Origin of the sequence: Brucella sp. NBRC 14130, from assembly GCF_040371715.1 — a bacterium.
GTDB classification, from domain to species: domain Bacteria; phylum Pseudomonadota; class Alphaproteobacteria; order Rhizobiales; family Rhizobiaceae; genus Brucella; species Brucella intermedia.
On record NZ_BAABTE010000031.1, the window covers coordinates 1 to 15,006 of the forward strand.

Below are 15,006 nucleotides of genomic sequence, written 5' to 3' on the forward strand. Positions count from 1 at the left end.
CGAGTTCCTCGTCGAGACACAATGCGATCCTGAAATAACCGACCGCATCATGGTCAATGAGATGAAACGCGGCCTATAGCACCCATCTCTCCACACCCGGAAATGCGTTCGCCGGACGCTCACCATACATTTGCCTCTTGATGAGTTTTAGCTTGTTGATCTGTCCTTCGACCTGGCCGTTCGACCAAGGTTCGGTGATGGCGGCAGACACCGCGGCCTTGTCTTTCAGTATCCCGTTGGCGAAGGGAGCAAACAGACTATCGCGTGCATCAGCGATCCACGGGTCGAGTTCTGTCTTGGCCTTCCTTCGGATCATTGTCTGAAACGATCAATTAGGTTGCGAGCTTGGATCAAGGCGGGAACGCCGGCTTCTATGGCCGCAATAGTGATTGTGTCAGCCTTACTCAGTTGATCGCGAGCAGTTGTCATCAATCGGGCAATCCTTCTGGCGGATGGCACTTTTTGAAGTTGCTGTTCGCAGACCCGCTCAGACCGCCGTTGCCTTGCGGCCCACCCCCCAACGACACGAGAACAACCACGGAAGCCTTTGCACTTTAGCTGTCGCCAGAGTTCAGCGCCGTTGTGCTGCCCAGACCCCCAGAGTTGATCCAACAGCGGCAGATAGGCCTCAAGGGAACTTTGTCTGACACGGAACACATCAGTTCTGTGGCCGCGGACGATCTGGCGAACTGTTCCGCGGCTATAGCCGGTCTGTCGCACGATTTCCTTTATTGGCACGCCATCGGAAGCCAGCTTGGTGATTGTCGAATTCACGTCCTCACGCCGTAGATAGCTCTCATATTGCAGTCGTTCAGCGCAAGTGAGTAGCGCAGGATTGATCGTCGTAGCACCAATTGCGGTACGGATCGCCCGCATGGATTTGCGCACGACGTCAAGGAACGCTGCGCTGGCGTTCTCCATCAAATGCCAACGATCTGCGACCTGCATGGCATGGGGTAAAGCCTTGGCAGCAGCTTCACGATAGCCGCCGCCTCTATCGCGTGAAACAATCGCTATTTCGGGGTGCTGAGCAAGGAACGTCGAAACTGTCGCGATCTCCCGATCAGGCAGAAGTTTGACAATCCTTCGCTTCTCAAGATCACATACGACGGTGCCATAGCGGTGATTGCGGCGGAAAGCCCAATCGTCAATTCCGACGGCGTTTAGAGCATCATCCGGCACCATGGATTTTCTTCTCACCGCACGGATGAGTGTGTCATTGCTAACCGGGATCATCAAGCGTTTGGCAATGGCTGCTGCAGGCCGCCCTCCCAGAGCCAACCCGAGATGATGTACGATGGTATCAAGCCGAGCGGTTCGACGGCTGCGCTCCGGAACGATAAGCTCTCCAAACCTTTCGACGAATATCCGGCGACGACAAAATGTCATCTCACAAATAAAGCGCCTTGCTGTTAATCGTAGCTGGACCTTGGTGCCACCACAAGGCAAATCAGCAACTATCCGAACGTAGCGGCTATGAACACGATCTGACATTTGGTTGCATAAAGGGCAGGAACGTTGATCAGCGGCTGCCCGCGCTGAAACAATGATTACCCCGTTGTCCTCGTCGGAACGCTCAACAATCAATCCGACCGGGATCAGGGACGACAGACGAAACTTGGTCGCCATGATGCTGACTCCTTTCTGATAACTGCGTCAGTTTCGACCGCGAAATCATCAAATATGAGTCAGACCCCCGTTTAAACGCCGATTGACAAGATTCAATTCAATGTGTTCAAACCCTCGTTCGATATACCAACCGATCTGCCGCGTTGTCTAATCATCCTCATTAAAGCTATTGTTTCGCTTGCGAACGCTAGCGCACGTTTTTGGTCTTCTTCTTTACGAGCGGTCTGGCCAAGTTCCAGATAATAATCGGTGAGAAGCTCACATAGGGGTAAAGCTTCGTTCGAGGCCGTATTGGGTACTGCCTCCAGCCCCGGAACAGATTGAAACGGCTGATGGTCAATCGTTGAGGACCTATGCTCCGCCTGTGCCGCCAACGCCCTTATTTCCGTTGCCGTAGAAGGTTCGGTATTTTGAGCAAGGGAATAAAGAAGTTCGCTAAGTCGGTTTTCCAGCGCCGGAAGATCAAGGTTCGCCGCGTTCGTTGTCTCTGCGCGTTCAAGGTGAAACGCGCGCCTACGTTGCTGTCGCAACCTAGCAACATGAGTGAGCTCTTCATGTGCCATGCGTTCCGCAGCTTTTGCAATCTCGTCAGATTTTGCGTTCGCAGCAACATACGTCCAAAAGGTGAAGGCGCGTTCCTCATTGCGGACCGCTAACGAGAAAGCCCGATAGGCGCTTAACAGTTCTGCGGGCACGGTTTCGGTACCTTCGTCGTCAAATACAGCTTCCGGAGGTGATATAATTATCGAATGGCCTTGGCCGCTCGTCTGTTCCCATACCTCGATCTGTTCCAGGTGTTCGGTTTCTTCGGCAACTAGCGCTTCGAAGACCAGAGCTAGGTCCGGCCGTTCCATCTCCCTCATGCGCGTAGCGAGGGCTATGTAATGATCAATCGATTCTTGTTCCATCGCTCTGGCAAGAGCCAGCAATTCGTCCATCGATGCAATTTCCCAAGGCTCACGGTATACTTTTATCATTCCAATCTCCTCCATGGATTGAGCTCAAGATTTTTGTCTGGTTTTTAGAAAGATTTGCATTCGCATTTGATTTGAATCATGGTCCGCCTACATTGCCTGAAGGTATCACCTTTCTCGTTTCATATTCAAAAGAACGACTGTCCGATGACGCCTCATTTAAAATCATTGTTCACATTCCTTCTTCTAACCATGCTGGTCGCCGTGCCTGCAAGAGCTGGGGACCTCGCAAAATACCTGCCGGTCGTTGATCCGCAGACCCTGTTCCAAGGCGCTGACAGTATCGGCAAGCCACAGGGAGAGCCGCCCATTGCGCCGGTAAAAAAGGGGAATGAGCTCCTCGGCTATGCGTATCTGAGTTCGGATTTTACAAGCACGATCGGCTATTCCGGCAAACCGATCCACATTGTCGTCGGCATCGATACCAAAGGCGTCATACGCGGCATAAAACTGGTAGACCACAAAGAGCCGATCGTGCTGATCGGCATTCCCGAAGCCAAGGTTGTGGCTGCGCTGAATTCGTTGGTCGATAGTGACATGAGTGCTGTTGCCGCCGGCCAGAGCAAGCCGCCACAGGTGGAAATCGTCAGCGGTGCCACGGTTACCGTGCTCGTCATGGGGGACAGCGTCGTTCGCTCGGCAGTCGGCCTTATCCGCAGTGGGAGGCTCGGAAATACTCCTGTGCAGGCTGTCGCAGCCAATGTGCAACGCGCGGTTGATTTGCAGATTCGTGAAGAACACGACTGGCAAACATTGATCGGCGACGGCTCGGTTCGCAGCCTGAAACTGTCGGTTGGTGACGTGACGCAGGCGTTTCGTGACGCCAAACATGATCGCGCCGCCGAAAACCCTGAAACAACCAATCCCGACGACGAATTCATTGAGCTTTACGTCGCGCCGGTCTCAGTACCGTCTATCGGTATCAGCCTACTCGGGAAAGATGGCTATGAACGGTTACAAAAGCAACTGAAGCCGGGGCGTCAGGCGATCCTGGTCGCCGGCGACGGAGCCTATTCCTTCAAAGGCTCCGGATATGTGCGCGGCGGTATCTTTGACCGTATCGAGTTGATGCAGGACGGGCAGGGCGTACGCTTTCGTGACAAGAACCATACCCGTATCGGCGACATCATGGCCAACGGCGCGCCGCGGCTGCGCGAGATAGCACTGTTTCAGGTCCCGGACGGCTTCGACTTCGACGTAACGGAACCGTGGGATTTGCAGCTCTTGGTGCAGCGCGGCTTCGGTGCGCGGGACAAGGCCAATGTCAGCTATGATCTCGGTTATAGTTTACCGGATAAATATCTGGCGAAGCAACCGGAACCGGCGCCTGTCCAGCCTGCTGCACCAAGCGCTGATGCGCCGCGTCAGCCGCAGCCGGTCGGCGAAGCAAATGCAGCCGACATTCTGGGCGAGGGCAATCCGCTCTGGGTCCGGATGTGGGAGATGAATCGTGCCAATGTGGTCATCACCGCTTTTGCCATCACGGTTCTTGTCGGTATTTTCTTCTTCCAGAATAGTCTGGTCAGGCATCCGCGCTTCTTCACCTGGCTGCGGCGTAGCTATCTCCTGTTCATCCTTGTCTGGCTTGGCTTCTACAACAATGCGCAATTGTCGGTGGTCAATGTCCTGACCTTTACCAACTCCCTGATTACCGGCTTCAACTGGGAATTCTTCCTGACATCGCCACTGATCTTCATTTTGTGGGCATCGGTGGCGGCGGGGCTGCTGTTCTGGGGTCGCGGACCGTTCTGCGGCTGGCTGTGCCCGTTTGGCGCCCTGCAAGAACTTACCAATAATCTCGCTCAATGGCTGAAGGTGCCGCAGGTCAAGCTTCCATGGGGACTGCACGAGCGTCTCTGGCCTCTCAAATACATGATCTTCCTCGGCCTGTTTGGGTTGTCGCTCTATTCGGTTGCGCTGGCAGAAGTGTTTGCAGAAGTCGAGCCGTTCAAGACCTCGATAATTCTCAAATTCGCACGTGAGTGGCCGTTCGTCATTTATGCGCTGACACTTCTGACTGCAGGCCTGTTCATCGAGCGCTTCTACTGCCGGTATATGTGCCCGCTCGGCGCGGCTCTTGCCATCCCCGGACGCATCCGCATGTTCGAATGGCTGAAACGTTGGCCGGAATGCGGTTCGCCCTGCCACCGTTGCGCCAAGGAATGTCCGGTTGAGGCGATCCACCCTGAAGGCCAGATCAACGTCAACGAATGCATCTACTGCATGCATTGTCAGGAACTCTATCACGACGACCAGCGCTGCCCGCACATGATCCAGGTGCGTGTGAAGCGTGAAAAATTCGCAGCCCGTAATGCCCCCCTCGCAGCGGCTGCCGAACGTGGCGGTGGACCGGCCAGACCCGTCATCTCAGTCAAAGGAAAACCGGTTGAAGGCGCAGCCGATACCGGTCCTGCTGCCTGACTTTTCTAAAGGAGAGAAGCATGTCTGAAGAAACCAAGAAAACGCAGCTCAGTCGAAGACAGCTGCTCGGTACGTCGGCCTTTGTGGCTGCCGCCGGTGCAAGCGGTCTAGGGGGGGCGCTGTTTGCAGGCTCAACCGAGCCGGCATTGGCTGCTGCTGGCGACGCTGGTCACAGTGCGGAAGTGAAGCCTGGAGAACTGGACGAATATTACGTCTTCTTTTCCAGCGGCCAGAGCGGTGAGGTCCGTATCGTCGGCCTGCCATCGATGCGCGAATTGATGCGCATTCCAGTGTTCAATCGCGATAGCGCGACCGGCTGGGGCCAGACAAATGAGAGCCTGAAGGTGCTGACCGAGGGCCTTCTGCCGCAAGATCAAGAGTTCCTCAAGGATCGTGGCGGCATATTCCTGAATGGCGACTTGCACCACCCGCATCCGTCCTTCACTGAAGGAACTTATGACGGGCGTTATCTCTATGCCAATGACAAGGCCAATACGCGTGTCTGCCGCATCCGTCTTGATGTGATGAAATGCGACAAGATCATTCAGCTTCCGAACCAGCATACCGTGCATGGCTTGCGCGTGCAGAAATATCCGAAAACCGGCTATGTCTTCTGTAATGGTGAGGATCGCGCACCGATCCCGAACGATGGCAGCAATCTGACCGACACCAAGCAATATCACGCGATCTTCACGGCCGTTGACGGCGAGACCATGAAGGTTGCCTGGCAGATCATGGTTGACGGCAATCTCGACAATGTCGACTGCGATTATCAGGGCAAGTACGCTTTTGCCACCTGCTACAATTCGGAGGAAGGTACGACGCTTGCCGAAATGATGTCGAGCGAGCAGGACTGGATCGTAATCTTCAACCTGAAGCGTATCGAAGAGGCGGTTGCCAAGGGCGATTTCAAGGAAATCAACGGCGTACCGGTCATCGATGGGCGTCACGGTTCCAAATATACTCGTTACATTCCCGTGCCGAACAGCCCGCATGGTATCAACACCGCGCCAGACGGTATCCATGTGGTCGCCAACGGTAAGCTGTCGCCGACCGTTACCGTGTTCGACGTTCGTAAGTTCGACGAACTTTTCGACGACAAAATCCAGCCCCGCGATGCAGTAGTTGCGGAACCGGAACTCGGACTTGGGCCATTGCATACCGCTTATGATGGCAAGGGCAACGCCTATACGACGCTCTTCATCGACAGCCAGATCTGCAAATGGAACATTGAGGACGCCAAGCGTGCCTTCAAGGGCGAGAAAGTCGATCCGATCCGGCAGAAGCTCGATGTGCATTATCAGCCGGGTCACAACCACACTTCCATGGGGCAAACCAAGGAAGCTGATGGTCAGTGGCTGATCTCACTCAACAAGTTCTCCAAGGATCGCTATCTCAATGTCGGGCCGCTCAAGCCCGAAAATGACCAGCTCATCGACATTTCCGGTGAGAAGATGGTGATTGTTCATGACGGGCCGAGCTTTGCCGAGCCGCATGATGCGACCATTGTTCATCGCTCGAAGATCAATCCCGTCAACTTCTGGAGCCGTGAGGACCCATTCTTCGCCGATGCCGTCACTCAGGCTAAGGCCGATGGTCTCGACCTGATGGACGCCAATGAGGTGATCCGGGATGGCAACAAGGTGCGCGTTTATATGACGTCTGCCGCGCCAGCCTTCGGTCTCACCGAGTTCACCGTCCAGCAGGGCGATGAGGTGACGGTTTATGTCACCAATATCGATGAAATCGAAGACCTCACCCACGGCTTTGCCATCATCAACTACGGTGTCAATATGGAGGTGGGGCCGCAGGCAACCGCGTCAGTTACCTTCACAGCCAACAAGCCGGGTGTGTGGTGGTATTATTGCTCGTGGTTCTGCCATGCCATGCACATGGAAATGAAGGGCCGGATGCTCGTGGAACCGAAGAAGGCCTGACTGCCATGAAGTTCCCCCGCCGGTTTCAGTCCTTGAGCGCTGCAATGCTGCTGACCGTCGTTCTGTGCGACGGTTTGCAGGCACGGCAGATCGATGTCGTGGCAGGCGAAGGCGTACAGGCGGCTATCGACAAAGCGAAGCCGGGCGATGTCGTCCGGCTTCTGAAAGGCAAACACAATGGTGCGGTTATGATCGACCGCGCCATTGAACTGACCGGCGAACCGGGCGCCGTTGTAGACGGAGTTGGCTCGGGTAACGCTATAACGGTCAATGCGCCGAACGCTATCGTGCGTGGGCTGGAAGTGCGCGGCTCGGGCGATAACATGCCCGACCTCAATTCCGGGATTTTCGTGGCAAAAACCGCCACGGGCGCACGCGTCGAGAACAATCGCCTTATCGATAATCTCTACGGGATTTATTTGCACGGCGCTGCAAATTCCATCGCAAGTGGCAATGAGATCATTGGCCGTCGAGGCGTGCGCATGGCGCAAACCGGCAGTGGCGTTTCCATATGGAATGCCCCCGGTGCACAGGTTATCGGCAACGTCATTCGCTACGGGCGCGACGGCATCTATACCAATGCCAGCCGCAAAAACGTCTTCCGCAACAATTTGATGGAGGATGTCAGGTTCGCCGTCCATTACATGTACACGGACGACAGCCAGGTCATCGGCAATGTTTCGCGCAACAATTCTGTCGGTTTCGCGATCATGTACACCAATCGCCTCAAGGTGATGGATAACCTGTCCGACGGCGATCGGGATCACGGGTTGTTGCTCAATTATGCAAACAGCTCGGTCATTTCCGGCAATCGCGTGATCGGGCGAATGCAATCGATAGACCGTTGGCTTGATGCCGGTGTTCAGAAAGCTGAACATGGCCTTCCTGCGGAAGACCAGGCGGAGACACTGGCAGGCGAGACCTCGCGGCTCGGCCCGGAAAAATGCGTGTTCATTTACAATGCCAACAAGAACAAGTTCACCGAGAACAGTTTCGAGAACTGCAGCATAGGCATTCACTTTACGGCCGGTTCAGAGGGCAATGCCATGAGCGGCAATGCCTTCATAAACAACCGCAATCAGGTGAAATATGTTGGCACGCGCAACCTCGACTGGTCGGTCAAAGGGCGCGGCAATTACTGGAGCGACAATCCGGCCTTTGATCTCAACAGCGATGGTATCGCTGACAGCCCTTACCGACCAAATGATCTGATCGACAAGGTATTGTGGACTGCGCCACAGGCAAAAATTCTCATTAATAGTCCAGCAATCGAGACGATCCGCTGGGCACAGACCCAGTTCCCGGCGCTTCTGCCGGGCGGTGTTGTCGATAGCCATCCCCTAATGAAGCCGCCGCATCCGGCCGATCCGGCGAAAGGAAAACCAAATGACTGAGACTGTCATTCTTGATCAGGTCACAAAGTCCTATGGCGGGTTCGACGCCATCAGCGATGCGAGTTTCAGCCTTCACGCTGGAGAAAGCATCGCGCTGGTCGGCCATAATGGAGCAGGCAAGACCACGATGATAAAGCTCATGCTTGGGCTGATCCGTCCAACCAAGGGTACGGTTCGTGTGCTGGGTGAGGACCCGGCGACGGGTGCTTTTGCCGCCAGGTTGCGCCTTGGTTATCTGCCTGAACACGTCTCTTTCAATCTGGCGCTGACGGGAGCGGAAACACTTGGTTTCTATGCGCGGCTCAAGAGAATGCCGGTTACCCAAAATATTGAGCTGCTCGAACGTGTTGGCCTCGCCCATGCTGCGAACAGGCGGGTTGGCACTTATTCGAAAGGGATGCGCCAGCGACTGGGGCTTGCTCAGGCACTGCTCGGTCAGCCATCCGTTCTGCTGCTTGATGAACCGACGACTGGTCTCGATCCCGCCTTGCGCCAGAGCTTCTATGAAATTCTCGAAGAGCTGCGGAGCAAAGGCACGACAATCCTCATGTCGTCCCATGCCTTGACCGAACTGGAAACCAAGGTCGGGCGCGTCATCATCGCGAACAAGGGCAAGATCATTGCCGATGGCTCCATCGATACGTTGCGCCGGATTTCACAACTGCCTCTTCGCATACGCGTGCAGACGCCGGACGTTTCCCGGCTGCCTTCGACAACCGCCAATGCGGCATTGTGCTGGCATCGTCTCGGCCCGGATATCTTCGAAACGGAAGCCCCGACGGAAGGCAAGATGGCGCTTGTCCGCGAAATCGTGGCCATGAATGACAATCTGACGGAACTCGATCTTGTTCCGCCGACGCTGGACGAACTTTACGCCCACTTCCTCAATGCCGGGGAAGCGGCCCTCGCGGAGGCAGCGGAATGAACAATATTCTCATAATCGCTTCCAAGGAAATTCAGGAAGGCTTGCGCAATCGCTGGGTTCTGGCGACCACACTATTGCTTGCGGCACTGGCCCTAAGCATGACTTTTCTCGGCAGCGCACCCACCGGCAGTTCGGTTGCCGCGAGCAAGCTGGACGTTGTGATAGTCAGTCTCTCCAGCCTGACAATCTTCCTCATCCCTCTTATTGCCCTTCTCATTTCGCATGATGCAATCGTCGGTGAAATGGAACGCGGCACGATGCTGTTGCTTCTGAGCTATCCGATAAGCCGATTTCAGCTCGTTCTTGGAAAATTCGTTGGTCAGCTTGCTATTCTGTCCTTTGCGACATTGTTCGGGTACGGCGCGGCGGCTGTGGCGCTGATCGTGACCGGGTCCGGCGTGGATGCTGGAAGCTGGCTGTCGCTGTTCAAACTCATTATCTCGTCGGTCCTGCTGGGAGCCGTGTTCATCGCCATCGGTTTTCTTGCAAGCACCTTGGTGCGGGAGCGGAGCACGGCAGCAGGTATCGCCATCGGCGTCTGGCTGTTCTTCGTGCTGATCTATGACGCAGCACTTCTTGCTCTGCTGGTTTTCGATCAGGGCCGTATTGTTGGCGGTGGGGTACTCAACGGTCTGCTTCTTCTCAATCCAGCCGACTCCTACCGGCTTCTCAACTTCGGTCTCGGACAGGCCGGATCTTTAACTGGCATGGGCGGAATAGCCGGTAACGCCACACTCTCGGCTCCAGCTCTGACGCTAGCGCTCGGCCTCTGGGTCATGCTGCCGTTGTCCCTTTCCATGTTGGTTTTCTCGAGGAAAGAATTATGAAACGCGCTTTGTTTCTGGCCCCTCTGTTTCTTGTTCTGCTTGCCGGATGTTCTCCGGATGAAAAGAAAGATGCCGTCGTTGCTCCATTCGCCCTGACAGAAAGCGCAATGGGCCGCTATTGCGGGATGAATGTTCTGGAGCATCCTGGCCCCAAGGGCCAGATCATTCTCGAACCGGCAAATGAGGCGGTATGGTTCTCTTCCGCCCGCGATACACTCGCCTTTACGATGCTGCCTGAGGAGCCGAAGGGGATCGCGGCGATCTACGTTTCAGATATGGCGAAAGCGCCAAGCTGGGAAGAGCCGGGAGCGGAAAACTGGGTCGACGCGCGCAAAGCCTTTTTCGTGATTGAAAGCGCTGCTGTAGGTGGAATGGGGGCACAGGAGGCCGTACCGTTTTCGACACGAGAAGCAGCGGAGAAGTTCGTTGCGGAAAAGGGCGGACGTATTAGCACTTTTACGGAAATACCGGAGGATTACGTTCTCGGCGGTCAGTCGGTGCGGCCTTCCGATCTTGGAGCCGAAAGCCATGCGCATTGAAGGTGGACAGCGTCTCAGTCGTCGGCTTGTACTTGCGGGTGGTGCGGCTGGAGTAGTGTTCTGGGCCATTCCAAAACACGCAGTTTCACTCGACCTTCCTGAGCCCATCATCTGGCGTGGCCAGGCGATGGGGGCACCTGCCAAGATCATACTCTATCATCCTGATCGTTCGACTGCCGAACGGTTGCTACGTGAATCTGCTCAAGAAGCGGAAAGGTTGGAGAACATCTTCAGCCTCTATCGCTCGGATTCAGAACTCACCAAACTTAATCGCAATGGGGCGCTGGCATCGCCTTCGCCTGATCTGGTCGAGGTATTGCGTATCTGCCATGAATGCTGGCAGGCCAGCGACGGCCTTTTCGATCCGACAGTACAGCCCCTTTGGAACTGTCTGAAAAAGCATTTCTCGCAAGAACGTCCTTCTCCCGACGGACCATCGCGACAGCTTTGGGACGAAGCGCTTGCAAAGGTAGGGTTCGGTCACGTTCTATTCGATGAGAACCGTATTGCCTTCTCAAAACCGTCGATGTCTCTGACGCTAAACGGCATTGCGCAGGGCTATGTCACTGACCGGGTGACGGCATTGTTGCAAAGGGAAGGGGTCGAACATGCGCTGGTCGATATGGGAGAGTATCGCGCGCTTGGTTCGAGACCGGACGGTACGGCATGGCGCATCGGCATTGCCGATCTCGAAGCCGGAGCTAGAACCGAAGAACATGTTGATATCCGCGATCAGGCGCTCGCGACATCCAGCTTCACGGGCTTTCAGTTCGATGAGTCCGGACGGTTTAACCATTTGCTCAACCCAAAAACCGGATTTTCAGCAGCACTTTATGGTCGCGTGACGGTGACCGCCGCAAGCGCCGCAATGGCCGATGCTCTTGCCACGGCCTTCAATCTCATGGACTCAAAACAGATAGAGGATACGCTACAAAAACTGCGGGGAGTTTCCGCGCATGTCGTTACCTGCAACGGTACAAACCTTCGCTTTCCTGCTTGATTGATCCAATTCGGTTTGAGGTGATCAGTTTGTACTGCAAACACAGAAAGCGGCACCAAGGGATCAATGGAACATCTCGGTTCCAATAAAGTTAACAAACGGGAAATATGCATGAATATGTCAATCGCAATATGCCAAAGGAGAAATGAAATGAATTACCGTAAATACATTATTGGTTTCCTTCTAGCGACGACTACGAGTGGTTCGGCCTTCGCAGCGGATCATGAGGTCGATATGCTTAATAAGGGCGCAGATGGTCCCATGGTATTTGAACCGATGTTGAGTAAGATTGCGATCGGTGACACGATTACTTTTGTCCCAAAGGACAAGGGGCACAACGCAGAGACTATAAAAAAACTCATGCCAGAGGGGGCTGAGCCCTTCAAGAGCAAAATGAACGAGACGAAAACCTACGCATTCGAGAAACCCGGTGTCTATCTTATTAGATGTACCCCGCACTACAGCATGGGTATGGTTGCCCTCGTTATAGTCGGAGACGACACTTCGAACCTCCAATCCATCAAGGACGCCAAACTTCCAAAACCAGCCCGCGAGCGCGTCGATAAAGCACTGTCACAACTATAGGTAGACGGGCAGCTTTCTAAAGATGATCGGACATGTGGAATCGTCATGCCGATGAATGATAGGATATCTCCCCCTCCCCCGCGCGGATATTACGAACTGCGCGGGTTGCTTTTGATGCATAGATGTAACTGTCTTTCATAAATTGTGGAAGGGTTGTCTCAGTTGTCTCGCATATTGAAAGCCGACTCGAAAATTAAGTTGAGCGATTTCAGGAATTTATGATTCTCTGTGGTTTGCTAACCTGGTTAATTCATAGCGGAATGGATATGGCGCGCATCGTGCAAATTACCGTGTGCCGAAGTAAGCGTTTTTCACAGGGGGACATTCCCCGGTTTTAAACGGTCGTTGTGTTATCTGGGTTTGGAAGTTGCGACGAACGGGTTGAGGTTTCGGGGCGTTTATGCCCTTTTTTTAAGTTGCCAGCTTTGAAATGCGTTCGAGCACGAGGCGCAGGATATTCTGGCCTGGGCAAGAGGTCGGCAGATGGAGACGGATCTGGGTCTTCATTTCGATCAGTCGCGCTGCGATCTTGATCAGGCGCAGCCGCAATGTGTCGAACTGAGCGACGGCGAAGCGTGAGCGTTTCGGCATCGCAGCGCGCAGGCCCCACATCACTCAATAGGCTGAGGTGCCCCGGCAAATGCGGGTATCTGCCTGGGCAGTGCACTGCGCTTGGGTTGGAGGGCAACTGATAAGCAGCGCACTTTTTGACAGTGACATGATTCTATAAAACGGAAAAGCCCCGGTAAGGGAAGGCCCACGGCAGGGAACTCAGGTTAATGAGATTTCGGGCTGTATTTGCATTGACGTGACGGTGTGATTCCTTAGGTGCTCTGATTCGGTTGGGAGCACTGCGATGGATGACTTGGTTGTTCGGTTTGTTGGCGAGGACGCCCCTCGTGCGCGGCTGGCGCTGTTGCTGGAGCATTTTTCCGATCTTTCGGACGATCGCGAACCGCAACGGATCATGTATCCGCTCAACGAAATGCTGCTGCTGGTGACCTGCGCCACCATCTGCTCGTGCGACGATTTCGACGATATCGTCGCCTGGGGCCAACATCATCTGACCTTTCTGCGCCGCTTCTCGGAGTTCCATTTCGGCATTCCCTGCGAGCGTTGGCTGCGTATCCTGGTCAACCGCATCGATCCGATCCTGTTCGGGCGCTGTTTCGAAAGCTGGATTGTGGCACTGTGGCCCGATCGCCACGACCTCATCGCCATCGACGGCAAGACGGCGCGACGCACCCTCGACAAACGCAAGGGGCTGAAGGCACTCCATACACTCTCGGCCTACGCCACCAAAGCGCGCCTGACCCTGGCGCAGCTCTCGGTCCCCGAAAAGACCAACGAGATCACCGCCATCCCAGATCTGCTCGATCAGCTTGCCGAGGCCAGGCAACTGGAAGGGGCGCTCGTCACCATCGACGCCATGGGCTGTCAGGTCGAGATCGCCGACAAGATCGTCGGCCATGGCGCCGACTATCTGCTGGCCCTCAAGGGCAATCACCCGACCCTGGAGGCCGACGTCGCTGCCTATTTCAGCGATGCGCCGACCGTCGAGCTGGTCACCAGAACCACGCTCGAAAAGGCTCATGGGCGCATTGAGACCCGCACCTATACAGCTTCCGACAATGTCTCCTGGATCTCCTCGCAGCGCAGCTATCCTGGGCAGCCGCGCTTTCGCAACATCAAGACCATCCTCAAGGTTCACACCCGCCTCGAATATGCCGACCGAAGCAGCAGTTCTCAGACACGCTATTTCATCTGCTCCGCTGTGCTCGATATCGAGCGCCTCGCCGCTGGCGTGCGCGGACATTGGGGCGTCGAGAGCATGCACTGGTTGCTCGACGTCGCCTTCAAGGACGACCTGTCCCGTTATCGCGCTGAACACGGTGCCAAGAACATGGCCGTAGTGCGCCGCTTCGCGCTCGGCCTCGTGCGCGCCAACAAAGCAAAGGGGAGCGTCAAGACAAAGCGCAAAACCGCCAGCTGGGATCCAAATTACTTGCTCGAAATCCTCCAGCAAAATTGACCGTTAACCTCGATTCCGTGCCGTGAGGGAAGGCCCAGGGCTATCGCATTTGGCCGATGATGGATCGAGCGAAGTCATTGGAGCATCCGGCCCGTTTTCTCTTGGCTCGGATCGAGACATCGGTTCTTGATTTTCTTAGGAAGTTGAGGGCGAGTTTTCGCAAGATTGCAAGGTTTTCCGGTGCGTTGTCCTTGCGGCTGCGGTCTTCTGGTCCTCGTCGAAGACCATGTCGAGGCCCCAATGGAGTACGTACTCGATCGACCAGCGCGAGCGGGCTGCGGCAAGATAGGTTTCAGGGAGAAGAGCGCGGGTTCGGTACTGGCGGTTTTGGTTCCGCAGACCCAACTGAGATCCTGACTGAAAAGGCGCGCCGCACTTCGAGGCGGCCATGATCTGCACCGCTCGTTTCGGCGCTCGGTAAAGTCTGGAGCACCTCGTCCACTGCAAAATAATCGGCAACCATCTTGTGCAAGGCGGGTCTGTTCACTTTCAATCGCAGCAAATAATCTCCGCCCTGATCGAGGATCAGTTGCGCGGTTTCTTCCTGGCAGTGAATGGCATCGGCCGTGACTAATTGCTGTAGGTATGCATTTATTGACTTGTATCAACGACATCCGGGCGTCACGACACGAAAGTGGTGAATCTGTCCGACATTTGAGAACATATGGTGATCAGGCGGCCAGCATGGACGTCTCGCGCCGAAGAGGCCTGAGGTCGAGGCTGTCAGTCGGGGTCCAGATATA

At 55.1% G+C, this 15,006-nt stretch carries 10 protein-coding genes and 5 pseudogenes; 9 read left to right on the forward strand and 6 right to left on the reverse strand.

Going from position 1 to position 15,006, the window contains the following annotated elements; all coding sequences use genetic code 11:
• From ABWW28_RS26580 to ABWW28_RS26590, 3 genes and pseudogenes are all read right to left on the reverse strand, one after another.
• Positions 1-126, reverse strand: a pseudogene (locus ABWW28_RS26580) (IS5/IS1182 family transposase); the annotation flags it as partial.
• Positions 74-1,629, reverse strand: a pseudogene (locus ABWW28_RS26585) (ISL3 family transposase). The pseudogenes ABWW28_RS26580 and ABWW28_RS26585, both read right to left, overlap by 53 nt.
• A 92-nt stretch (positions 1,630-1,721) precedes the next feature.
• Positions 1,722-2,606 (reverse strand): ferritin-like domain-containing protein, encoded by an 885-nt coding sequence (locus ABWW28_RS26590; protein WP_100650322.1) that lies wholly within the window; start codon positions 2,604-2,606, stop codon positions 1,722-1,724.
• Positions 2,607-2,750: 144 nt separating this feature from the next.
• Here ABWW28_RS26590 and ABWW28_RS26595 point away from each other — a divergent pair, with 144 nt between their 5' ends.
• The 8 genes from ABWW28_RS26595 to ABWW28_RS26630 all read left to right on the forward strand — a co-directional run bounded on the left by ABWW28_RS26595 (position 2,751) and on the right by ABWW28_RS26630 (position 12,231).
• Positions 2,751-5,024 carry a 4Fe-4S binding protein gene (locus tag ABWW28_RS26595; protein ID WP_376780811.1) on the forward strand — a complete coding sequence of 758 codons (2,274 nt, stop codon included), beginning with the start codon at positions 2,751-2,753 and terminating at the stop codon, positions 5,022-5,024.
• A 20-nt stretch (positions 5,025-5,044) separates the two neighbouring features.
• Complete coding sequence (nosZ, locus tag ABWW28_RS26600) at positions 5,045-6,961, forward strand: TAT-dependent nitrous-oxide reductase (protein ID WP_176588538.1); 1,917 nt, start codon at positions 5,045-5,047, stop codon at positions 6,959-6,961.
• A gap of 5 nt (positions 6,962-6,966) precedes the next feature.
• Positions 6,967-8,355 carry a nitrous oxide reductase family maturation protein NosD gene (locus ABWW28_RS26605; protein WP_176588537.1) on the forward strand — a complete coding sequence of 463 codons (1,389 nt, stop codon included), beginning with the start codon at positions 6,967-6,969 and terminating at the stop codon, positions 8,353-8,355.
• Positions 8,348-9,280, forward strand: a complete 933-nt coding sequence (locus tag ABWW28_RS26610; RefSeq protein ID WP_176588536.1) for an ABC transporter ATP-binding protein — start codon at positions 8,348-8,350, stop codon at positions 9,278-9,280. The genes ABWW28_RS26605 and ABWW28_RS26610 overlap by 8 nt, the downstream gene beginning before the upstream one ends.
• The gene (locus ABWW28_RS26615; protein ID WP_012093627.1) at positions 9,277-10,107 is read left to right on the forward strand and encodes a DUF2705 family protein; all 831 of its coding nucleotides are present in this window, start codon (positions 9,277-9,279) and stop codon (positions 10,105-10,107) included. The genes ABWW28_RS26610 and ABWW28_RS26615 overlap by 4 nt, the downstream gene beginning before the upstream one ends.
• Positions 10,104-10,646, forward strand: a complete 543-nt coding sequence (locus ABWW28_RS26620; protein ID WP_151663554.1) for a nitrous oxide reductase accessory protein NosL — start codon at positions 10,104-10,106, stop codon at positions 10,644-10,646. The genes ABWW28_RS26615 and ABWW28_RS26620 overlap by 4 nt, the downstream gene beginning before the upstream one ends.
• Positions 10,636-11,646, forward strand: coding sequence for an FAD:protein FMN transferase (locus ABWW28_RS26625; RefSeq protein WP_176588535.1), 1,011 nt, complete (start codon positions 10,636-10,638; stop codon positions 11,644-11,646). Before ABWW28_RS26620 ends, ABWW28_RS26625 begins: the two co-directional genes overlap by 11 nt.
• Positions 11,647-11,796: 150 nt before the next feature.
• Positions 11,797-12,231, forward strand: a complete 435-nt coding sequence (locus ABWW28_RS26630) for a pseudoazurin (RefSeq protein ID WP_176588534.1) — start codon at positions 11,797-11,799, stop codon at positions 12,229-12,231.
• A 411-nt stretch (positions 12,232-12,642) separates the two neighbouring features.
• Here the strand turns inward: ABWW28_RS26630 and ABWW28_RS26635 are convergent.
• Positions 12,643-12,846 (reverse strand): annotated as a pseudogene (locus ABWW28_RS26635) (transposase); the annotation flags it as partial.
• Positions 12,847-13,087: 241 nt separating this feature from the next.
• On the opposite strand from ABWW28_RS26635, the gene ABWW28_RS26640 reads away from it, so the two are divergent.
• Positions 13,088-14,263: an ISAs1 family transposase gene (locus tag ABWW28_RS26640; protein ID WP_176588533.1), complete on the forward strand. Its 1,176-nt coding sequence runs from the start codon at positions 13,088-13,090 to the stop codon at positions 14,261-14,263.
• Between the two features lie 40 nt (positions 14,264-14,303).
• Here the strand turns inward: ABWW28_RS26640 and ABWW28_RS27660 are convergent.
• Positions 14,304-14,551 (reverse strand): annotated as a pseudogene (locus ABWW28_RS27660) (ISAs1 family transposase); the annotation flags it as partial.
• A 3-nt stretch (positions 14,552-14,554) separates the two neighbouring features.
• Positions 14,555-14,837, reverse strand: a pseudogene (locus ABWW28_RS27665) (ISAs1 family transposase); the annotation flags it as partial.
• Between the last annotated feature and the right edge of the window lie 169 nt (positions 14,838-15,006).